Source organism: Pseudomonas sp. GLN_2 (assembly GCF_043106005.1).
In the GTDB taxonomy this organism is placed as follows: Bacteria; Pseudomonadota; Gammaproteobacteria; order Pseudomonadales; family Pseudomonadaceae; genus Aquipseudomonas; species Aquipseudomonas alloputida.
Genome location: NZ_JBICMC010000084.1, coordinates 1 through 20,161 on the forward strand (window position 1 = coordinate 1; position 20,161 = coordinate 20,161).

Here is a 20,161-nt window from a genome sequence, read left to right on the forward strand (position 1 = left end):
GTCGCCTGGACTACTGCGCGCCTTAGAAGCAAGATCAAAAGCGAGAAGCGAATTCGGTGATCGGCCGGCACCGCCGATGCATTCGGTGAGGTTCTGCCCGGTCATCTGGATAAGGATATCGCCGGCATGGCTGCCCTCGGCCTGGTGTACCAGGAAGAACGCTGTTGCTCTTGCTCTTGCTCTTGCTCCTGCTCTTGCTTTGGTTTTTGCTTCTAAGCGCGCGGTAGTTCAGGCGACGCAGATTGCGACTTCAGGAGGCAGAGCGCAGGGCTTGCGGAGGGGGGTGACGGGCATGGATGCCCGTCAAGCGCTGGGCCCCAGGATGGGGCCTGCAGCGCGGTCCTCCCGGGAGCAAGCCCGGAGCGAGGGGACCCCGGAGCGTAGCGTAGGGGCCGGATGATGGGAGCCGACGGTTTTGGTTACTTTGGCCACGACCAAAGTAACCCGCCGGAAGGGCGGAAAGGTGAATAGGCGCCTACATCGTGAATGAATGTCTACTTGATGTGAAAGCGCACAACCCAAAGGCCCAAAGGCTCAAAGGCTCAAAGGCTCAAAGGCTCAAAGGCTCAAAAGCTCAAAAGCTCAAAAGCTCAAAAGCTCAAAAGCTTAAGCGCTGGTTCTGATCGGGCGTACAGTCCGTTTGCGATGGCGACGCCGACTCACCTTTCCGCCCTTACGGCGGGTCCCTTTTTGTCGTGGCAAAAAGGGACCAAAAACCGTCGGCTCCCATCATCCGGCCCCTACGCTGCGCTCCGGGGTCCCCTCGCTCCGGCCTTGCTCCCGGGAGCACGCGCTGCAGGCCCCATCCATGGGGCCTCAGCGCTTGACGGGCATCCATGCCCGTCATCTCCCTCCGCAATGCCTCCACTCGGCCTCCTGAAGTCGCAATCTGCGTCGCCTGGACTACCGCGCGCTTAGAAGCAAGATCAAAAGCGAAAAGCGAAAAGCGAAAAGCGAAAAGCGAAAAGCGCTTAGCGCCGTACCTGCTTGAGGGTTTCGGCAATCAGGAATGCCAACTCCAGCGACTGATCAGCATTCATCCGCGGATCGCAATGGGTGTGATACCGGTCAGACAACGCATCCTCGGTGATCGGCCGGGCACCGCCAATGCATTCGGTGACGTTCTGCCCAGTCATCTCGATATGGATACCGCCAGCATGGCTGCCCTCGGCCTGGTGTACCTGGAAGAACTGCTTCACCTCATCCAGAATCTGCGCAAAATCGCGGGTCTTGTAACCGCTGCTGGCCTTGATGGTGTTGCCGTGCATCGGATCGGAACTCCACAGCACCTTGCGCCCCTCGCGCTCGACAGTGCGGATCAGCCCCGGCAAGTGGTCGCCAACCTTGCCCGCGCCCATGCGCACGATCAGGTTCAAACGCCCCGGGTCGTTGGCCGGGTTGAGCGTGTCGATCAGGCGGATCAGCTCTTCGGGGTTCATGCTCGGCCCAACCTTGACCCCAATCGGGTTGTGCACGCCACGCAGAAACTCCACATGGGCCCCATCGAGCTGGCGGGTGCGGTCACCGATCCACAGCATGTGCGCCGAGCAGTCGTAGTAGTCGCCAGTCAGGCTGTCCTGGCGTACGAAGGCTTCTTCATAGTTCAGCAGCAGCGCTTCGTGGGCCGTGAAGAAGCTTGTTTCGCGCAGCTGCGGCGCACTGTCCAGGCCACAGGCACGCATGAACGCCAGGGTTTCATCGATGCGATTGGCCAACTGGTGGTACTTGTCGGCCAGCGCCGAGTTGGCGATGAAGTCCAGGTTCCACTTGTGCACCTGATGCAGGTCGGCAAACCCGCCCTGGGCGAACGCACGCAGCAAGTTGAGGCTGGCGGTGGCCTGGTGGTAGGCCTGCAGCAGCCGCTCCGGGTCCGGAATGCGGCTTTTGGCGTCGAAACCGATGCCGTTGACGATGTCGCCACGGTAGGCGGGGAGGGTGACGTCGCCGATGGTTTCATCGCCAGATGAGCGCGGTTTGGCGAACTGACCGGCCATACGCCCCACTTTCACCACCGGGCAGCCGGCGGCAAAGGTCATGACAATGGCCATTTGCAGCAGCACCTTGAAGGTGTCACGGATTTTTGCAGCCGAGAACTCGGCGAAGCTCTCGGCGCAATCGCCGCCCTGAAGCAGGAAGGCACGGCCTTCGGTGACCTCGGCGAACTGCCGGCGCAGCTCGCGCGCCTCACCCGCGAACACCAGCGGCGGGTAGCTGGCCAGGGTCTGTTCAACCTTCAGCAGGTGCGCGGCATCGGGGTAGGTCGGTTGCTGCTGGATCGGCAGGGCACGCCAGCTGTCGGGGCTCCACGGTTGGTTCATCTTGGGCTCGGTCTTGTCGGTTGTAGGCTATGGGCCATGGTAACAGTTGGCGCTGCGCTTGTTGCATCAAGGGTGTTGGCGGACAATGCGCGTTTTTGCGCAGGCGGGTGGTGGACATGACGGCGGAACGGCAAGAGCGGCTGCTGGCACGGGTGGAAGATGCGTTTGGCGTCATCAGCGTGTACGAAGTAGACGACTACCGCTTTCTGGAATTCGGCGATGCGATCGAGCAAAGCTGTGTGTTCACCGCCGACCCCAGCTGGCTGGAGTACGACTACACCCGCGCCATGCTGGTGGGGGCGCTGTGCCACGAACTGCCTGAGAGTGCACTGTTTCTGGGCCTGGGCGCCGGCACGCTGACCCAGGCCTGCATGAAGTTCCTGCCGCTGGAAGACATCGAGGCCATCGAGCTGCGCCCGGATGTGCCGCGCCTGGCCATGGATTACCTGGGCCTGGACGACGACCCGCGGCTGTATGTGCGCATCGGCGATGCGCTGGAGCTGCTGCCCACGGCAGAAAAGGCCGACCTGCTGTTCGTTGACTTGTACACCGACCATGGTCCTGGGGTCGGGCACCTGGCGTGGAACTTTCTGGAGAACTGCCAGCAGCACCTGAACCCGGGCGGCTGGCTGGTGATCAACCAGTGGGCCACCGATGATGGCAGGCCGCTGGGCGCGGCGTTGTTGCGCGGGTTGTACCACCGGCATTACTGGGAACTGCCTGTGAAGGAGGGCAATGTGATCCTGCTGGTGCCGGCAGACCTGGAGCAGTCGCTGAACCTGGACGGTTTGAGAGCCAGGGCCGAGGCGCTGGCGCCACGTTTGGGGTACAGCCTCGATGGGCTGATCCGCGAGATTCGGCCGGCTACCTGAGTGGCTGACGCGCGCCGACACCGAGCGCGTAAGGCTTCAGGGGATTATCGATTCAGCCTGTCGTGCGCGATGGCCCGATACTGGCCCTGCCTCCATGAAAATTTTCCTCACGTACGCGACTATTTCAGGTATAGTACGCGCCGGTCTTTTAGCGGACCTCAAAATCAGGTGGTGCAAATCCTCCGAGTCCAGCTTCGGCTGCGCGTCCGCTAGGCGGACCTTCCCAAGTTTTCTTTTTCAATCGTTTTCGCAAATCCCCGCCGCCAAAGCTGCCTGGGTGACCTGACGGTCTTTCAAGGCATGTGCAGCTTTGGAGCATGGGTCTTTGCGGATGCACCTAGAGGCAGACCCATGACCCAGGAAACCGGCGGCTTCGCCGCTCTCGATCTTAACCCGAACATTGTTGCTGCCGTTGTGGCTACCGGCTACGAAGAGCCGTCCGCCATTCAGCAACAATCGATCCCGATCATCCTCGCCGGTCACGACATGATCGGCCAGGCGCAGACTGGCACCGGCAAAACCGCTGCCTTCGCCCTGCCGATCCTGAACAAGATCGATGTGAGCAAGCGCGAACCGCAAGCCCTGATCCTGGCGCCAACCCGTGAGTTGGCGCTGCAAGTTGCTACCGCTTTCGAAACCTACGCCAAGCAGATGCCGGGCGTGAACGTTGTCGCCGTCTACGGTGGTGCCCCGATGGGTCCACAGCTGCGTGCGATCCGCAACGGCGCGCAAATCGTCGTGGCCACCCCGGGCCGTCTGTGCGACCACCTGCGTCGTGACGAAAAAGTCTTGTCGACCGTACAGTACCTGGTACTGGACGAAGCCGACGAGATGCTGAAGCTGGGCTTCATGGACGACCTCGAAGTGATCTTCGACGCAATCCCGGCTACCCGTCAGACCGTACTGTTCTCCGCTACCCTGCCGTCGTCGATCCGTTCGATCGCCGAACGTCACCTGCGTGAACCCAAGCACGTCAAGATCCAGACCAAGACCCAGACCGTTACCGCGATCGAGCAGGCCCACCTGATGGTCCACGCGGACCAGAAGATCCCGGCTGTGCTGCGTCTGCTGGAAGTGGAAGAGTTCGACGCGCTGATCGCCTTCGTGCGTACCAAGCAAGCCACCCTGGACCTGGCCGCCGCGCTGGAAGCCAAAGGCTACAAGGCTGCTGCACTGAACGGCGATATCGCCCAGAACCAGCGTGAGCGCGTGATCGACTCGCTCAAGGATGGCCGCCTGGACATCGTCGTCGCCACCGACGTCGCTGCCCGTGGCCTGGACGTACCGCGCATCACTCACGTGTTCAACGTTGACATGCCGTACGACCCGGAATCCTACGTACACCGTATCGGCCGTACTGGCCGTGCCGGTCGCGATGGCCGTGCACTGTTGCTGGTTACCCCGCGTGAGCGCCGCATGCTGCAGGTGATCGAGCGTGTTACCGGGCAGAAGGTTGCCGAAGCGCGCCTGCCGAATGCCCAGGCCGTGCTGGATGCCCGCATTAAGAAGCTGACCTCGAGCCTGGCTCCGCTGGTAGCCGAAGCAGAAGCCACCCACGGCGAGCTGTTCGACCGCCTGACCACCGACCTGGGTTGCAGCGCGCGTGCTCTGGCTTCGGCCCTGCTCCGCAAGGCCACCAATGGCCAGGCGCTGGACCTGGCGGCGGTAGAGCGCGAGCAGCCACTGGTGCCGAGCTTCGCCCCGCGTGGTGAGCGTACCGAGCGCGGTGAGCGTGGCGAGCGTCCTGACCGTGGTGATCGTGAGCGCCGTGCACCGCTGCCGTTGGCCGAAGGCCGCGTGCGTTGCCGTACCGCCCTGGGTGCCCGTGATGGCATCGCTGCCAAGAACCTGCTGGGGGCGATCCTCAACGAAGGTGGCCTGGCGCGTGACGCTATCGGCCGCATCCAGGTGCGCGACAGCTTCAGCTTGGTCGAGCTGCCGGAAGACGGCCTCGAGAAGCTGCTGTCCAAGCTCAAGGACACCCGCGTGGCTGGCAAGCAGCTGAAGCTGCGTCGCTACCGCGAGGATTGATCCTGGCGTAACGAAAAAATCCCCGGCTTAGGTCGGGGATTTTTTTTGCCTGTACCGGCCCTTTCGCGGGCAAGCCCGCTCCTACAGGTACCCCACAGATTTCAGTACCTGTAGGAGCGGGCTTGCCCGCGAAGAGGCCCTTCAGTCGAACCGATAGATGTCCATCCCCAGCGCGCCCAGGGTAAACCCCTGATGCACCACGCCGAACTTGCTCCCGGCCCCGAGGGCAAAGAACAGCGGCAGCAAATGCTCATCACTGGGATGGTTGCGCACCGCAAACGGCGCCTGCTGCCGGTAATCCAGCAACGCCGCCTGGTCATCCTCCTGCAGCCGGTCTACCACCCAATCCCTGAACGCCAGCGCCCACGGCTCGATCACATCCGGCCCCGCATGCCAGTCCAGCTCACCCAGGTTGTGGGTAATGCTGCCCGACCCCATCAGCAGTACATCCTCGGCACGCAACCCCGCCAGTGCCTGGCCCACTTTTAGCTGCAGCGCCGGCCCCATGTGGCTGGGCAGCGAAACCTGCACCACGGGAATGCTCGCATCCGGGTACATCAGCGACAGCGGCACCCAGGCGCCATGGTCGAATGGGCGTTGCATGTCCAGCCGCGCGGGTAACCCCGCAGCCTTCAACCGCTCACTGACCTGGCCAGCAAGCCCGGGCTCGCCTGGCGCCGGGTACTGCACCGCATACAGGGCCGGTGGGAAGCCGTAGAAGTCATGCCAGGTTTCGGGCTGTGCGCTGCCGGTGACCAGCAGCTCGCGGCTTTCCCAGTGTGCCGACACCACCACGATCGCTTTCGGCCGGGGCAGCGCGTTGGCCAACCCGGACAGTGCCGGCCCGCTGGCGCCGGGTTGCAGGGCAAGCATGGGGGAACCATGGGAAATGAACAGGCTGGGCAGCATGGCGGGGTCCTGAAGGTTAAGATGCAACATCATCGATTAACTACAGATCGAAATCCAAACCAAGTTTTACCGACAAATCATCTAAAAATCGGGAGTAATCATGGAACCAGCGTTCTGGCAGCAGCGGTGGGCCGATAACCAGATCGGCTTTCACCAGGCGCAGGTGAACCCCTATCTGCAGACGTATTGGCCGCAGTTGCAGTTGGCGCCCGGCAGCAGGGTGCTAGTGCCGTTGTGTGGCAAGAGCCTGGACCTGGCCTGGCTGGCCGGCCAGGGCCATCGCGTATTGGGTGTGGAGCTGTCGCGGCGGGCGGTGGAGGATTTTTTCCGTGAGCACCGGCTTGAGGCCGAGGTGCGGCAGCAGGGCGCATTCGAGGTTTGGCGCGGTGGAGATGTGCAGCTGTGGTGTGGCGACTTCTTTGCCTTGCGGGCAGAGGATGTGGCTGACTGCGTGGGGCTGTATGACCGGGCGGCGGTGATTGCGCTGCCGGTGCAGATGCGTGCGCGGTATATGCAGCTGTTGTCGGGGGTGCTGCCGACAAGCTGCCGGGGGTTGGTGGTGACGCTGGACTATGACCAGTCATTGTTGGCGGGGCCGCCGTTTTCGGTCAGGGATGAAGAGCTGAGGCAGGGGTTTGCGGGGTGGCAGGTGGAGCAACTGGAGGCTGTGGAGGTGATTGAGGAGAGCCCGAAGTTTGTGCAGGCCGGGGCGTCGAGTTTGTTGGAGCGGGTGTACCGGCTCAGCCGGTAAGCAGGTAGGGCAGGCTGCCCCGGCCCATGTGGGAGCGGGCGTGCCCACGAACCAGGCGGCGCGATAGATGGCACCGGCTTTGCCGGTGTTCGCGGGCGCGCCCGCTCCCACAGAAGCTGCGTAAGGCCAGGAATAAAAAAGGGCGACCGAAGTCGCCCTTTGTTTTCTCAGGTGGATCAGCCGCGGCGGCGCAGGGCCTCAATGCGTTCTTCCAGCGGTGGGTGGCTCATCAGCAACCCGGCCAGGCCGTGCTTGAGGCCGCCATTGATGCCGAAAGCCTTCATGGTGTCAGGCATGTGCACTGGCAGACCTTGTTCCACGCGCAGGCGCTGCAGGGCGCCGATCATTGCCGCAGTACCGGCCAGGTGCGCACCGGCTTCGTCTGCGCGGAATTCGCGGCGGCGCGAGAACCACATCACGATCATGCTGGCCAGGATGCCAAGGATCAGCTCGGCAACGATGGTTGCTACATAGTAGGCAATGCCTTGGCCCTCTTCGTTCTTGAAGATCACCTTGTCGACGAAGTTGCCAATGATGCGGGCAAAGAACATCACGAAGGTGTTCACCACGCCCTGCACCAGCGCCAGGGTGACCATGTCGCCGTTGGCAACGTGGCCAATTTCGTGGGCCAGTACCGCACGCACTTCATCGGGCGAGAAGCGCTCCAGCAGGCCCTGGGACACTGCGACCAGCGCGTCGTTGCGGTTCCAGCCGGTGGCGAAGGCGTTGGCCTCGTAAGCCGGGAAGATACCCACTTCAGGCATTTTGATGCCCGCTTCGCGGGACAGCTCTTCGACCGTTTGCAGCAGCCACTGCTCGTGGCGGGTGCGCGGCTGGCTGATGATCTGGGTGCCGGTGGTCATCTTCGCCATCCACTTGGAGATGAACAGCGAGACGAGGGAGCCGGCAAAGCCGAACACGGCGCAGAACACCAGCAGGCTGCTGAGGTTCAGGTCGACCCCGTTGGCGGCCATGAACCCGTTGAAACCGAACAGGCTCAGGGTAATGCTTGCAACCAGCACCACCGCGAGGTTGGTGGCTACAAACAACAGAATGCGCATCATGGTTGTTACGTTCTCCTGACGGATGAGTTGTCGCTTACTGCGGGGTATATAAGGGGCCTGCCGCGCCGATTCAATCGGGGGACTATTTCAAACTGTGTACGGCGGAGTATGGCAGAGGATGGCGTGGGGGCTGTGGGATAGAGCGTTGCAGGATGTAAGAAACATTCGGCTTGGGGCTGCGTCAAGGCCGCTGGGTGTTTGCCGCAAGGGGTGTGGCGCCTGTGAGATCGAGCGCCGCGCGGGCGGCGCTCGATCTGCGCCCCACCACCACCCCCGCGTCGAACCTCTCGTGGCCCCCGGCGCCCCCCGTCGAACCCTACTGCGAATAACCCTTCAGGAAATTGCCGATCCGGCCAATGGCTGCTTCCAGGTCGTCCACCCGCGGCAAGGTCACCACGCGGAAGTGGTCCGGCCACGGCCAGTTGAACGCCGTTCCTTGTACGATCAGCAGCTTCTCCGACAGCAGCAGGTCAAGGGCGAACTTCTCGTCGTTGAGGATCGGGCAAACCTTTGGGTCGATCCGCGGGAACGCATACAGCGCGCCCATCGGCTTCACGCAGCTGACACCGGGGATATCGTTGAGCAGTTCGTAGGTGCGGTTGCGCTGCTCCAGCAGGCGCCCCGGTGGCAGCACCAGGTCGTTGATGCTCTGGTAGCCGCCCAGCGCGGTCTGGATGGCATGCTGGGCCGGCACGTTGGCGCACAGGCGCATGTTGGCCAGCATGTCGATGCCTTCGATGTAGCTGTGTGCGTGGTGCTTGGGCCCGGAAATGATCAGCCAGCCAGAGCGGAAGCCCGCCACCCGGTACGACTTGGACAAGCCGTTGAAGGTCAGGCACAGCAGGTCCGGGGCCAGCGAGGCGGTGCTGATGTGCACGGCTTCGTCGTACAGGATCTTGTCGTAGATCTCGTCGGAGAACACCACCAGGTTGTGCTGGCGCGCCAGCTCCAGCATGCCCAGCAGCAGCTCTTTGGAGTAGACGGCGCCGGTCGGGTTGTTCGGGTTGATGATCACCAGCGCCTTGGTGTTTGGGGTGATCTTGGCCTTGATGTCCTCAAGGTCAGGGAACCAGTCAGCCTGCTCGTCGCACAGGTAGTGCACCGGCTTGCCGCCGGCCAGGCTCACGGCGGCTGTCCACAGCGGGTAGTCGGGGGCCGGGATCAGCACTTCGTCGCCGTTGTTGAGCAGCGCCTGCATCGACATGACGATCAGCTCGGACACACCATTACCCAGGTAGATGTCCTCGATGGTGACGCCTTCGATTTCTTTCTGCTGGCAGTACTGCATCACCGCCTTGCGGGCACTGAACAGGCCTTTGGAGTCGCTATAGCCCTGTGCGGTGGACAGGTTGCGGATCACATCCTGAAGGATTTCATCAGGCGCCTCGAAGCCAAACGGCGCCGGGTTGCCGATGTTCAGCTTGAGGATGCGGTGGCCTTCCTCCTCCAGGCGTTTGGCGTGCTTGAGCACTGGGCCGCGAATGTCGTAGCAGACATTGGCGAGCTTGTTCGATTTGCTGAACTGCATGATGGGATCCCGATTGAGAAAACGCGCTACGCCCCGCCGAAAGGTTTGAAAGGGCAGGAAGCGGGTGCCAGACTGAACGCCTGGCACACGAAGCCAACTAATATACGTGCCACCCGCGCCCCGGAAAAGACGGTGTGGGGTGAAATTCAGCCTGCCGAGGTTTCTACATGAAAAAGATCGAAAAAACCCTGGACGAATGGCGGTCGATGCTCGACCCCGAGCAGTACCAGGTCTGCCGCCTCAAGGGCACCGAACGGCCATTCAGCGGCAAGTACAACAGCGAGCGCCGCGATGGCATCTACCATTGCATTTGCTGCGGCCTGGCGCTGTTCGATGCGCAGACCAAGTTCGACGCTGGCTGCGGTTGGCCAAGTTTCTACGCCCCGATCGAGGACAGCGCGATGATCGAGATTCGCGACACCTCCCACGGCATGATCCGCACCGAGGTCACCTGCGCCCGTTGCGATGCGCACCTGGGGCATGTGTTCCCTGACGGCCCGCCACCGACCGGCCTGCGCTACTGCATCAACTCGGTGTGCATCGACCTTCGTCCGCGCGACTGACCGGAGCCCGATCATGGCTGCAACGATGCTGAACATCCCCTGTGTGACCCTGGGTGGCGAGCACAAGACGCTGGGCGACTTCCCGGGCAAGGTGCTGTTGGTGGTCAATACCGCCAGCCAGTGCGGTTTTACCCCGCAGTACAAGGGCCTGGAGCAACTGTGGCAGGCCTACCGCGACCGTGGCCTGGTGGTACTGGGTTTCCCGTGCAACCAGTTCGGCAAGCAGGAACCTGGCGATGCGCGGGACATTGCGCAGTTCTGCGAGCGTAATTTCGGCGTGAGTTTTCCGCTGTTTCGCAAGGTTGAGGTCAACGGCCCAGGCGCTCACCCTCTGTTCGTCGAACTCAAGCAACGCGCCCCGGGTATTTTGGGTAGCCAGAAGATCAAGTGGAATTTCACCAAGTTTCTGGTCGACCCGGCCAGTGGCCAGGTCAAGCGCTATGCCCCCTCCACCAAGCCACAGGCCCTGGAGGCGGACATCGAGCGTTTGCTCAGCCGCTGAAGGGCACCCAATGGTCAACCAGGGCCATTAGCTCTTCGCGGCGGAATGGCTTGGCCAGGTAGTCGTTCATGCCCGCCGCCCGGCAGCGTTCGCGCTCTTCGGGCATGGCGTTGGCGGTGAGGGCGACGATCGGCAACTCGGGCCAGCGGCCGCTTTGGCGGATACGCCGGCTGGCCTCGTAGCCGTCCATCACCGGCATGTTGCAGTCCATCAGCACCAGGTCGAATTCCTCACGCGCCAGCAGCTCAAGGGCCTCCGCGCCCTGGGTGGCCAGTTGCACCTGGCAGCCGAGCTTGGCCAGCATGCCCTTGGCCACCAGCTGGTTCACCGGGTTGTCCTCAACCAGCAGTATCCTCGCACGGCCTTGCTCCTGGGTAATGGCCGGGATGGCCAGCGGGTGTTCGGGTTCATGGCCTTGCAAGGTGCGGCGCAGGGTCTGGTACAGGGCGTTGCGTGCCAATGGTCGGGCCAGCTGGTGCAGCGGGGCCAAGGCCAAGGACTGCTCGTTGGGCAGGAAATTGCCGTAGGCAGTCACCAGCAGGATCGGGGTTTTCAATGCCGGGCGCAGTTCGAACAGGTGCTCGACGTCGTCAGTGATCAACAGGTCGATCACTGCGGCATCCAGCGTGGCGCAACTGTCATGGCGCTGGTAGGTCAGGCCCCAGGCAGGCAGCAAGTGCTGCAACAGTTCATTGAGCCCGCTGCCGGCTGCGCTCAGTGCGGCCACGCGGCCATGCAAGGGTGCTGGCGGGATGGCTTCGGTGTGCACGGTCAGCGGCAATTCGGCGGTGAAACAGCTGCCAAAGCCCGGCTCGGAGCGAATGTGCAGGTGGCCCTGCATGGCCTTGCACAGGTTGCGCGTCAGCGCCAGCCCCAGGCCGGTGCCACCGTACTGGCGGGTGATGCCGGCACCGGCCTGGGTGAAGGGCTGGAAGATGCGCGCCTGGGCGTCTTCGGGGATGCCGATGCCGGTATCCCGTACCTCAAGACGTACACCACCGACAATGGCCATCAAGCGCACATCGACACGGCCGAAGCGGGTGAACTTCAGCGCGTTGGACAGCAGGTTGCTGACGATCTGCCGCACACGCGTGGGGTCGCCGAGTACGCTGCTGGGGAAGTCGCTGGCGATCAGGCAGGTCAGTTCCACGCTTTGCGCGGTGTTCTGCGACAGCAGGTTGGCGGTGTCTTCCACCATCGAGCCCATGTCGAACGCAATGCGTTCCAGTTCCAGCTGGCCGGCATCGAACTTGGACAAGTCGAGAATATCGTTCAGCAGCTCTACCAGCACCTTGCCCGAGTCGTGGGCGATAGCCAGTTGCTGGCGTTGCTCGCTGGGCAGCGGGTTGTCCAGCGCCAGGGCGATCATGCCCAGCATGCCGTTGAGCGGGGTGCGGATTTCATGGCTCATGTTGGCCAGGAAGGCGGCGCGAGCCTGGGCCATGTCCAGCGCTCGGCTGCGGGCTTGTTCCAGCTCCTGGTTGGACAGGCTCAGGCTGCTGTTGCTGGCCTTGAGCTCGTTGGTGCGCGCCGACACGATGTCTTCCAGCTCGTTCAGGTACTGGGTCAGACGGTTTTCCGCAGTGCGCCGCTGTTCGATCTCGGTGGCCATGCTGATGAACTGCTGGTTGGCGACCTTCACCAGCACGCCGATTTCGTCATGCTCGTGTCCGTGTGGGCATTCCAGGCGCGTTTGCCGGGGTTTGCGCGGGTCGCTGCCGCTGAGTGCGCCAATCACCGTCACCAGCGGCTTGGTCAGCATCATGTAGAACAGCGCCAACAGGAGGCCGGTGAGCACCAGGCTGCGGGCAAAGCCATTGAGCAGGGTGATGCCGGCACGGTCGAGAAAGCGGCTGCCGAAGGCGAAGGTGTCGATGTCCAGGTACAGGGTGCCCAGGTATTGCTCCGGCATGTGGGTCAGGTACAGGCGCTCCTTGAACTGGCGTTGCTCGCCGAACAGGAAGTCGCTGAGTGGCCGGGAGCGGTCTTGCAGTTTTGGCCGCTCGACATCGGCCAGCACCGTTTCGTTGTTGTCGATCAGTCGTGCGCGGATGACGGCCGGCGACTGCAGCAGGCCGCGGGTCAGCTCCAGCGCCAGTTCCGAGTCGATGTTGTAGGCGATGCGCGAGGCCGGGTTGTGGCTGATTTGCAGCAACGCGTTCACTTCACGGTTGATGGACGCGTCTTCGCTGGCATAATCGATGCCGATCTGGATGAGACTGAGCAATGTTCCCAGGATGAAGCCGACCAGGACTGTCAACCGGGCTTGCTTGTATGACAGGCGATTGGTGAACTTGATATCCATGAGTCCCGAGCCGGTTTCCCGTTCCTTGCGCTGCGCAAGCATAGCCGAATAGCCCCGGCTGCTGGTGGGTCTGTCTGTTCATTTCAGTTGATCGCCAAGCGGGGGCCGCTTGGCGCCCCTTCGCGGGCTTGTCCGCTCCCACAGGTACAGCTTAGCCCCAGGCTGAAGGCAAGCCCTGAGGGAGCGGGCAAGCCCGCGAAGGGGCGCGCAGCGGCCCCCAAAAAACTGAGATTGTTAGGAGTCGTCATGGACGCTCGCTTGATCGCTTTTCTGGACCGCGCCGAATCGGTACTGGCGCGCCTTGAACCCCTGTTGCCGGCACAACGCCCGCACATCGACTGGGGCACCACACTGGCCGCGCGCTGGCAGCGTGATGGTCGCAGCGGCTACCTGCTGCCGCTGGACGTCAGCCTGGACATCCGCCTGACCGACCTGATCGGCGTCGACAAACAGCGCGACCAGCTGGGCCGCAACACCCACCAGTTCATCAACGGCCTGCCAGCCAACCACGCGCTGCTGTGGGGCTCGCGCGGTACTGGCAAGTCGTCGCTGGTCCGTGCCTTGCTGGCCGAGCACGCCAGCGCCGGCCTGCGCCTGATCGAAATCGAACGTGACCACCTGGCCGACCTGCCGCGGGTGGTCGAGCAACTGCAGAAGTTGCCGCAACGCTTCATCCTGTTCTGCGACGACCTGTCGTTCGAAGCCGGGGAGGGCGACTACCGGGTGCTCAAGAGTGTGCTCGACGGCTCGCTGGAGCAGGCCCCGGACAACGTGCTGCTGTACGCCACCTCCAACCGCCGCCACCTGGTGCCCGAGAAGGAGAGCGACAACGAGAACTGGAAGCGTGTGGACGGCGAACTGCACCCCAGCGAAGCGGTGGAGGACAAGATTGCCCTGTCTGACCGTTTTGGCCTGTGGCTGTCGTTCTACCCGTTTACCCAGGATCACTTCCTGAACGTTGTCGAGCACTGGATTGGCCAGTTGGCACAACCTGCGGGCCTTGTGTGGCAGCGCACCGAAGCACTCGACATCCTCGCCGTGCGCTGGGCCACCGGCCGCGGCAACCGTAATGGCCGTTGTGCCTATCAGTTCGCCCGCTACTGGGTCGGGCTGCAATTGCTGGAGCAAAAGTAAATGATCGACCTCAATGCCAGTGGCGCCGGCCTCGACGGCTATAACCTGCTGGCGGCGCAAGTGCAGGCGCTGTTCGCCGACGAGCGTGACTTCATTGCCAACGCCGCGCAGTTTTCCGCGTTTCTGTATAACCAGGTGGACGACCTGAACTGGGCGGGGTTCTACCTCAACCGCAACGAAGAGCTGGTGCTGGGCCCGTTCCAGGGCCAGGTGGCGTGCGTGCGTATTCCGTTCGGTAAAGGTGTGTGCGGGGCCGCGGCGGCAACGCGGCAGACCCAGCGGGTCGAGGATGTACATGCATTCCCGGGTCACATTGCCTGTGACAGCGCCTCCAACAGCGAGCTGGTGATCCCGTTGGTGAAGGACGGCAGGTTGATTGGCGTGCTGGACCTGGACAGCCCGACGGTCGGGCGGTTCAGCGAGGCGGACCAGGTGGGGCTGGAGCGGTTGGCGGGGATCTTTCTGGCGTTGACTGACTGCTGATCGATGTTGCCTGTGCCGGCCTCTTCGCTTGTAGGAGCGGGTTTACCCGCGAAGAGGCCGGTACAGGTTAACCCATCAGTCGTAGATCACCTTCTTCTTCCAGGTTTCTTCCTCATCGGTCTTGAGCCCATCGGTCAATTCGTTGTGCTCGTCTTCTGCCGGTGCCATGCGGTCCAGCACCTGGGCATTGGCCCGGGCCAACAGTTTCTCAAGATACGTCAGCTGCTCTTCATACACCTTCGGCTCGGGCTGCTTGCGCAAATACTGCACGCCGCGCTCGAAGGCCAGGCGCGCCTGGCCGGGTTGGCCTTTTTGCAGGGCCTGTTGACCAAGGTTGTTGAAAAACTCGATGTGCAGCAGCACCAGGATATGGCGGATTTCCTTGACCCAATGCTTGGCCTCGACAGCGGGCAAGAAGCCCTCATGGGCAGCGCGGGTCACCTGATTGTGCAGCGCCTCCAGCAAGAAGCGTACGTCCTTGGCCTTGATCTCGGTGTGGATCGGGTTGGGTGGGTTGTTGACCGGGATCTTGTCGCCCAGGGCAATCAGCCCCTCCAGTTCGGCGATGCGCGCCTTGAATTCGGCATTGTGCTTGTCCACCGCCAGCAGGCGCTGGTTGAGGTTCAGCTCCAGGCGGGTCAGCAGCAATTTGAGGGCCGGGGTCATGAACTGGCCGGGGAATGTCTCGGTGATTTCGCCACAACGGCGCAGGCGGTCGGCCAGCTCGATCTTCGTCCGGGCGCGTTCTAGCTTGCCATTCTCGACCACGTTGTTGAGGTAGCCGATCACGATCAGCAACGCGATGCCCGCCACGATGAGCAGGGTGATCAGAAGTGGTGTCACCGTTAAAGCCTCATAATAGGTTTGCATGATTGAGTGTAGGAGCGAGCTTGCTCGCGAGAGGCCCTGACAGCCATTCTCTTTTTCTATCGGCAAACTGTGCCATGACTGGATGCTGGCACATTAATGCTGACTTGACGCCAGAAAATCAACGGCAACCCCCTGGAGGCTTGCCGAAACAGCGCTGTGTGTACCCGGAAGTCATTGATTTAAATAAATTTCTACAAAGGGGTTGACGCCTTCCCGAACCATCCATAGAATGCGCGCCACTTGCAGCGTAAAGCACACAGCGAAACGCAGCAGGGAGTGAAAGCAGGCAGTAATGCCAGCAGCGTGTCCCCTTCGTCTAGTGGCCTAGGACACCGCCCTTTCACGGCGGTAACAGGGGTTCGAGTCCCCTAGGGGACGCCAATGCGGGAATAGCTCAGTTGGTAGAGCACGACCTTGCCAAGGTCGGGGTCGCGAGTTCGAGTCTCGTTTCCCGCTCCAGTTTCTCCGGCACTGCTTAGCGGCGGGGCAGGAAAAGAAAATCCAGGCTGAATCGTGAGGTTCATGTTCTGGTGCACTGAAAAGTGTTGTGTGTCCCCTTCGTCTAGTGGCCTAGGACACCGCCCTTTCACGGCGGTAACAGGGGTTCGAGTCCCCTAGGGGACGCCAAATGCGGGAATAGCTCAGTTGGTAGAGCACGACCTTGCCAAGGTCGGGGTCGCGAGTTCGAGTCTCGTTTCCCGCTCCAGTTTAAATACTGTGGCGTCTATGCGGTGCAGTGGTGGTGAAGGCTGTAAAGGCGCTTCACGCCGAACGTGGTAAAGCTTCAAATTGCGGGAATAGCTCAGTTGGTAGAGCACGACCTTGCCAAGGTCGGGGTCGCGAGTTCGAGTCTCGTTTCCCGCTCCAAATCAAGATTTACAGCCCTCTGCGGAAGTCTGTAGATCCTCGAAAATAGACGCTTCGGCGTCTTTTTTCGTTTCAGTCAAAGCCATCGGGATCCATGGTCATCCCGACATTTGGCTTCAACTGCAAAAAACGCCACTCTTTCGGGTGGCGTTTTTTTTGCATCGGGCTACGGCTTGTCTTCCAGTTGGGCTGCCGCATCGGGAAATTTCAACCAGCTCAGCTTATCGTCGAACGACACTTCAACCGACACCCGGAACTGATAGTTGATTGCCAGCCTCAACAGTTCGGTTTTCGTGACGCTACCCAGCACCATCACGCCCGTTTCGCTGGGTACAGGCAGCGCGGTGGCAATCGGCAGCCTGATTTCCCGAGTGACGTTGCCGCTTTCCACCCCGTCGATCCAGGCGTTGACAAATTGCGACGTATGCCGGAACGGCCAGCTTTCCAGGGTAAAGGTGGTGCTTTCGCCCAGTGTGCGCAGGTTCAGTGCGCGGTTGCGGATATCACTGCACTGCACGATTGGCAGTCCTTCGATTTTCCGCACCGTGACATAGTGCGAAGGCGAGGGGGGCACGTCAGGCTTGTCGATTTGGTAATACAGTTCCACCCGGCCGCTCATGTGCGGCGGCACATATAGGCTGGGGATCAGGTATTCAAGTGCGCCTGGCGATATGGGCGTGTTGGTGGAGTAACCGCCGAGCGTCCCGGGTTGGCCCCAGAATACGGTGACAGTCTCATTCGGCCGGATTTCTGCCCCGTCGGGTATGACGAATGTGACGCCGTCGGATGCATTGCCAGGTTCCAGCGTGCTGAAGTAATCGCTGCCCTTCGCCTCCTTGATGTGTGGCGGTGGCAATTCGCGTGGTGCCAGGGAAAGGTCGGATTCCAACGTGACCGCTAGCGCACGCTGGGGGTATGTGCCAGCGCGGTCCTGCACTTCATAACGCACGTAACGCGTGCCGTTGCCAGACTGGCGAATGAAAGCGCCCGGGAAGGTCAGCTCGAGCGGTTTGCTGGTGCCTAGCGGGCTCAGTGTTTCGATGTGCTCCTGGGTCAGTGTCATCATGTCGACCATTTCCTGCCCGGCGCCGTCTTCGCTGTAAAACCACTTCACGACATCGCCTGGCTCCGCACCAATGTACGAGGGGACTGTGCAGACGAGCTTGTCGCCGTTGGCCGCGAGGTAGTCCTCGGTGACACCTTCGCGAATAACGTAGTCGGGAAGCACCAAGCGATCATCTGCGGGGAGCAGCGGCGCGGTCTTGTCGATGTAGATTTCCAGTGGCCGTGAAGACACATGGGTATCGCTGTACAGCGTGACTTCGTAGTGCAGGCGGTGCGGGCCTTCAATAAGCTTGTCGACCGGTACCAATATGAATAGCTCTTCAGGTTCGATAGGCTTGCTGAAGGTCTTCTTGTCGACCAGTACGTCATTCCAGTAGAGGAAAAGGTATTCCTCATCTATTTCCGGGTGCGAATTTGCCCACGGGTGAAACTCTACCCGCAGGGGGGAATAGGTTGCCCGGAACTCGACCGTGTTGGGTTTCCCCCCTTCAACATCGGGTACCACGCTTGGTACGGTTGGGGGGACAAGAGGGGCCGAGTCCAGTTCAGGGGTTGGAGTTCTGCGGTTACCGGAGCGCTTGTTCTGCGTCATCGTCCATCTCCATGTGTCACGCATGAATGCAAAAGGGAAGGCGCATTGGCCTTCCCACGTTTTTTCACCAGCTGTAACGGGCGCCGACGCTCACGCCCCATGGCTGTTCAAGCTTGCTGCCATGGCTGTAATCGAAGTCGGCGTGGGCCTGCCATTTTTCGCCCCAGGCGACCGCCACCCCTGCACCGAGTTCAGCACGCGAACCGGCCAGGTTGCTGCTGAAGCGGTTGTCGTTGACTTTCACCTGGTTGTCGTTGACGAACTCATGAACTGCTGCCACCCGCAGGTAGGGTTGCACGCTACGGCCTGTGCCCGCGCTGAAGGTGCGCCCGACCGAGGTACCCACTTTGCCCAGCAGCGAGTGGGTACTGTTGCTATTGGCGCGCATGCCGTTGTCCAGACTGTAGTCCTTGCCCTGGACCACGAGCCCGGACAGTTGAGCGAACGGTTCGAGGAACCAGTCGTCGGCCAGGTTCAGATGACGCCCCACCTCCAGCGAAACGCCAGCACCCAGGTTGCTGTAGTCACCCTTGGCCTTGCTGCCGTCACTCAGGCGCACGTCGGCCTGGTTGCGGAAACGGTTGATGCGCGCCACGGTGTCGATGTAATAGCCGCTTTCGGGATCGAGCCAGGTGGCGTAGGCACCGGCGTGGTAGCTGTCGACGCTGGCCGAAGAGCCGCGGGCAAGGTTCAGGTCGGAATTGCTGTAGCCGGCCGTGATCCCGACCAGCCAGTTGCCGTCGCCAGCTGCCAGGGGCGCATCTGCGCCGATCGACAGGCCTTGTTGCTGTTGCTGGTACGCCGCGCCAGACGTCGCCGAGACATTGAATTGGTTACCGTAGCTGCGTACCCAGCCACCGGCCTTGCCAGGGTTGCGGCGCACGTCGCCCATGCGGCTACGCAGCACGCCGAGCTCGCCGTACCAGATGGTCGGCACGACGTTGGCCAAGGCCATCACTGTTTGTGTCCCGGGGCTGACCGTACGGGTGGTCGCGTCCAGGTACCAGTCGTTGGCGCCGCGTTGCACCAGGTCGTAGGAATAGGCTCCCAGGTCCACAGAGCCACCTAGCAGTGAGAATTGTGAATCGCCAGCAGCGGTATGCACCACATGCAGGCTGTTGTCTGTCAGCGGATCGTTGCCGCTGGCGCTGATCAGCAACTGGTGGTTGCCGCTGGCGGTGCCCGTCACGTCGAGGAAGTCCGACTGCGAGGTGCTGAAATCGGCCTCCATGATGAAGGTGCCGTTGCCGGTGAGGTTTTCCACGGAAAGGGTAAAGAATTCGCCCGGCCCGCCGAAGCGCACGGCACCGTTATCCAGTGACAGGTCGGTCACCTGGCTGTTGTCGACCAGGGTCCATTCGCCACCGCTGCTGATTTCCAGGCTTGCAACGTTGTCCAGCCGGCCTTTGAGGGTGGCGAAGTTTTCCAGCAGCACGTTGGCGGTGCCGCCGCTGGCGGCGACGATATCGCCGACCAGGTGGCTGTTGTTGACCCGCAGGTTGGCGGCAGCATCCTCCGCCACCTGCAGCAGCATGCCGTTGCCACCCCTGAGGCTGGCACCGTTGATAACGTCGATCTGCGCCGATGCTGCAAAACCGGCCCCTCGGCCGACGGCAATCGCTGGCCCGTTGCGTCCCTCGATCAGGCTGTTGTCGACCACCAGCGTAGAGCCGCGGCCGTCGTCCTCAAGAATGCGCGCGCCATAATTGCCGCCGCTGATGGTGCTGCCGTCCCTGGCAATCAGGGTGCCGGCAACCAGGCGTGCGCCCTCGCTGCTGGCGCCCGTGCCGCGTAGTTCGCTGCGCTGCAGTTCGGCAGAACTGGCATTGAGGGTCGCGCCTTGTACGCCGCCTTCGATCACGCTGTCGTTGATCAAGGCGCGCGAGCCGTTACCCGCCCCTGCAGCACTCAGCGCCAGGCCACGGGCGTCACTGCGGATGGTCGAGCGGTGTACGGTGGCACTGGCACCATTGAGCGCCAGGCCATTGCCATTCGATTCAGCGGTGACCTGGCTATCCGACAGGTTCACGGTGGCGCCCGCCTGGCCGGCGATCTGCAACGTCGTCGCCCCGGTGGCTGTCAGAACGGCCGGGCCGATCACCCGGTAGCTGTCGAGTGTGCTGCCGGCATCCAGCTGAGTATCGGCATCTATGAGGGTTTCTGCCCAGCAGGCACTGGCGAAAAACAACGGGCCTGCCAGCACGAGATGAGCGGGTGTTGAACAGTGGCGAAGGGTGTGAAAAAGGCGGCTCGGCATTCAGGGAAAACCTCGAAGTGAACAAATTTTTGTAAGACCGTTCTGCTTTT

Annotated in this window: 14 protein-coding genes, 5 tRNA genes and 2 pseudogenes; 12 read left to right on the forward strand and 9 right to left on the reverse strand. The window is 62.0% G+C overall.

The window, feature by feature from the left end; all coding sequences use genetic code 11:
• Window positions 1-66: 66 nt before the first annotated feature.
• Window positions 67-162: pseudogene (locus ACF8Q6_RS20175) on the reverse strand (3-deoxy-7-phosphoheptulonate synthase); the annotation flags it as partial.
• 809 nt (window positions 163-971) lie between these two features.
• Entirely contained in the window at window positions 972-2,318 is a 1,347-nt protein-coding gene (locus ACF8Q6_RS20180; RefSeq protein WP_010952895.1) for a class II 3-deoxy-7-phosphoheptulonate synthase, read from the reverse strand.
• Between the two features lie 116 nt (window positions 2,319-2,434).
• Here ACF8Q6_RS20180 and ACF8Q6_RS20185 point away from each other — a divergent pair, with 116 nt between their 5' ends.
• Both ACF8Q6_RS20185 and ACF8Q6_RS20190 read left to right on the forward strand, forming a co-directional pair.
• Window positions 2,435-3,190, forward strand: coding sequence for a spermidine synthase (locus ACF8Q6_RS20185; protein ID WP_392491198.1), 756 nt, complete (start codon window positions 2,435-2,437; stop codon window positions 3,188-3,190).
• A gap of 317 nt (window positions 3,191-3,507) precedes the next feature.
• Window positions 3,508-5,221 (forward strand): annotated as a pseudogene (locus ACF8Q6_RS20190) (DEAD/DEAH box helicase).
• A 141-nt stretch (window positions 5,222-5,362) separates the two neighbouring features.
• Here the strand turns inward: ACF8Q6_RS20190 and ACF8Q6_RS20195 are convergent.
• Complete coding sequence (locus ACF8Q6_RS20195) at window positions 5,363-6,130, reverse strand: DODA-type extradiol aromatic ring-opening family dioxygenase (protein WP_392490215.1); 768 nt, start codon at window positions 6,128-6,130, stop codon at window positions 5,363-5,365.
• Window positions 6,131-6,230: 100 nt separating this feature from the next.
• Between ACF8Q6_RS20195 and ACF8Q6_RS20200 the strand changes: the two genes are divergently transcribed.
• Window positions 6,231-6,881 carry a thiopurine S-methyltransferase gene (locus tag ACF8Q6_RS20200; protein WP_392490214.1) on the forward strand — a complete coding sequence of 217 codons (651 nt, stop codon included), beginning with the start codon at window positions 6,231-6,233 and terminating at the stop codon, window positions 6,879-6,881.
• Between the two features lie 176 nt (window positions 6,882-7,057).
• On the opposite strand, the gene htpX is transcribed toward ACF8Q6_RS20200, so the two are convergent.
• Window positions 7,058-7,945 (reverse strand): protease HtpX, encoded by an 888-nt coding sequence (gene htpX / locus ACF8Q6_RS20205; protein WP_392490213.1) that lies wholly within the window; start codon window positions 7,943-7,945, stop codon window positions 7,058-7,060.
• A 316-nt stretch (window positions 7,946-8,261) separates the two neighbouring features.
• Complete coding sequence (locus tag ACF8Q6_RS20210) at window positions 8,262-9,473, reverse strand: pyridoxal phosphate-dependent aminotransferase (protein ID WP_392499367.1); 1,212 nt, start codon at window positions 9,471-9,473, stop codon at window positions 8,262-8,264.
• Between the two features lie 167 nt (window positions 9,474-9,640).
• On the opposite strand from ACF8Q6_RS20210, the gene msrB reads away from it, so the two are divergent.
• Both msrB and ACF8Q6_RS20220 read left to right on the forward strand, forming a co-directional pair.
• On the forward strand, window positions 9,641-10,036 hold the full coding sequence (gene msrB / locus ACF8Q6_RS20215) for a peptide-methionine (R)-S-oxide reductase MsrB (RefSeq protein WP_003247101.1): 396 nt from the start codon (window positions 9,641-9,643) through the stop codon (window positions 10,034-10,036).
• A 13-nt stretch (window positions 10,037-10,049) separates the two neighbouring features.
• A complete protein-coding gene (locus ACF8Q6_RS20220; RefSeq protein WP_161775411.1) occupies window positions 10,050-10,538 on the forward strand; it encodes a glutathione peroxidase in 489 nt (162 codons plus the stop codon).
• Here ACF8Q6_RS20220 and ACF8Q6_RS20225 read toward each other — a convergent pair.
• Complete coding sequence (locus ACF8Q6_RS20225) at window positions 10,528-12,885, reverse strand: response regulator (protein ID WP_392493858.1); 2,358 nt, start codon at window positions 12,883-12,885, stop codon at window positions 10,528-10,530. The two genes, ACF8Q6_RS20220 and ACF8Q6_RS20225, sit on opposite strands and share 11 nt — an antisense overlap.
• Window positions 12,886-13,089: 204 nt before the next feature.
• On the opposite strand from ACF8Q6_RS20225, the gene ACF8Q6_RS20230 reads away from it, so the two are divergent.
• Window positions 13,090-13,977: an ATP-binding protein gene (locus tag ACF8Q6_RS20230; RefSeq protein WP_003247104.1), complete on the forward strand. Its 888-nt coding sequence runs from the start codon at window positions 13,090-13,092 to the stop codon at window positions 13,975-13,977.
• Entirely contained in the window at window positions 13,978-14,460 is a 483-nt protein-coding gene (locus tag ACF8Q6_RS20235; RefSeq protein WP_392490914.1) for a GAF domain-containing protein, read from the forward strand.
• Window positions 14,461-14,535: 75 nt separating this feature from the next.
• On the opposite strand, the gene ACF8Q6_RS20240 is transcribed toward ACF8Q6_RS20235, so the two are convergent.
• On the reverse strand, window positions 14,536-15,303 hold the full coding sequence (locus ACF8Q6_RS20240; protein ID WP_121783881.1) for a hypothetical protein: 768 nt from the start codon (window positions 15,301-15,303) through the stop codon (window positions 14,536-14,538).
• A 332-nt stretch (window positions 15,304-15,635) separates the two neighbouring features.
• Here ACF8Q6_RS20240 and ACF8Q6_RS20245 point away from each other — a divergent pair.
• The 5 genes from ACF8Q6_RS20245 (at window position 15,636) to ACF8Q6_RS20265 (ending at window position 16,197) form a co-directional block, all read left to right on the forward strand.
• Window positions 15,636-15,711, forward strand: a tRNA-Glu gene (locus ACF8Q6_RS20245).
• A 2-nt stretch (window positions 15,712-15,713) separates the two neighbouring features.
• Window positions 15,714-15,789 (forward strand) — tRNA-Gly (locus ACF8Q6_RS20250).
• A gap of 92 nt (window positions 15,790-15,881) precedes the next feature.
• Window positions 15,882-15,957 (forward strand) — tRNA-Glu (locus tag ACF8Q6_RS20255).
• Between the two features lie 3 nt (window positions 15,958-15,960).
• Window positions 15,961-16,036 (forward strand) — tRNA-Gly (locus ACF8Q6_RS20260).
• A gap of 85 nt (window positions 16,037-16,121) precedes the next feature.
• Window positions 16,122-16,197: transfer RNA gene (locus tag ACF8Q6_RS20265), tRNA-Gly, on the forward strand.
• 166 nt (window positions 16,198-16,363) lie between these two features.
• Here ACF8Q6_RS20265 and ACF8Q6_RS20270 read toward each other — a convergent pair.
• Together ACF8Q6_RS20270 and ACF8Q6_RS20275 are read right to left on the reverse strand one after the other, a co-directional pair.
• A complete protein-coding gene (locus ACF8Q6_RS20270; protein WP_392493748.1) occupies window positions 16,364-17,854 on the reverse strand; it encodes a hypothetical protein in 1,491 nt (496 codons plus the stop codon).
• Between the two features lie 64 nt (window positions 17,855-17,918).
• A complete protein-coding gene (locus tag ACF8Q6_RS20275) occupies window positions 17,919-20,111 on the reverse strand; it encodes an autotransporter outer membrane beta-barrel domain-containing protein (RefSeq protein ID WP_392493747.1) in 2,193 nt (730 codons plus the stop codon).
• Window positions 20,112-20,161: the final 50 nt, after the last annotated feature.

What these genes read in the sequence shown, in the direction of transcription:
- ACF8Q6_RS20180 (WP_010952895.1), bottom strand. Translation starts at nt 2,318, where the DNA reads ATGAACCAACCGTGGAGCCCCGACAGCTGGCGTGCCCTGCCGATCCAG.
- ACF8Q6_RS20185 (WP_392491198.1), top strand. Translation starts at nt 2,435, where the DNA reads ATGACGGCGGAACGGCAAGAGCGGCTGCTGGCACGGGTGGAAGATGCG.
- ACF8Q6_RS20195 (WP_392490215.1), bottom strand. Translation starts at nt 6,130, where the DNA reads ATGCTGCCCAGCCTGTTCATTTCCCATGGTTCCCCCATGCTTGCCCTG.
- ACF8Q6_RS20200 (WP_392490214.1), top strand. Translation starts at nt 6,231, where the DNA reads ATGGAACCAGCGTTCTGGCAGCAGCGGTGGGCCGATAACCAGATCGGC.
- htpX (WP_392490213.1), bottom strand. Translation starts at nt 7,945, where the DNA reads ATGATGCGCATTCTGTTGTTTGTAGCCACCAACCTCGCGGTGGTGCTG.
- ACF8Q6_RS20210 (WP_392499367.1), bottom strand. Translation starts at nt 9,473, where the DNA reads ATGCAGTTCAGCAAATCGAACAAGCTCGCCAATGTCTGCTACGACATT.
- msrB (WP_003247101.1), top strand. Translation starts at nt 9,641, where the DNA reads ATGAAAAAGATCGAAAAAACCCTGGACGAATGGCGGTCGATGCTCGAC.
- ACF8Q6_RS20220 (WP_161775411.1), top strand. Translation starts at nt 10,050, where the DNA reads ATGGCTGCAACGATGCTGAACATCCCCTGTGTGACCCTGGGTGGCGAG.
- ACF8Q6_RS20225 (WP_392493858.1), bottom strand. Translation starts at nt 12,885, where the DNA reads ATGCTTGCGCAGCGCAAGGAACGGGAAACCGGCTCGGGACTCATGGAT.
- ACF8Q6_RS20230 (WP_003247104.1), top strand. Translation starts at nt 13,090, where the DNA reads ATGGACGCTCGCTTGATCGCTTTTCTGGACCGCGCCGAATCGGTACTG.
- ACF8Q6_RS20235 (WP_392490914.1), top strand. Translation starts at nt 13,978, where the DNA reads ATGATCGACCTCAATGCCAGTGGCGCCGGCCTCGACGGCTATAACCTG.
- ACF8Q6_RS20270 (WP_392493748.1), bottom strand. Translation starts at nt 17,854, where the DNA reads ATGACGCAGAACAAGCGCTCCGGTAACCGCAGAACTCCAACCCCTGAA.
- ACF8Q6_RS20275 (WP_392493747.1), bottom strand. Translation starts at nt 20,111, where the DNA reads ATGCCGAGCCGCCTTTTTCACACCCTTCGCCACTGTTCAACACCCGCT.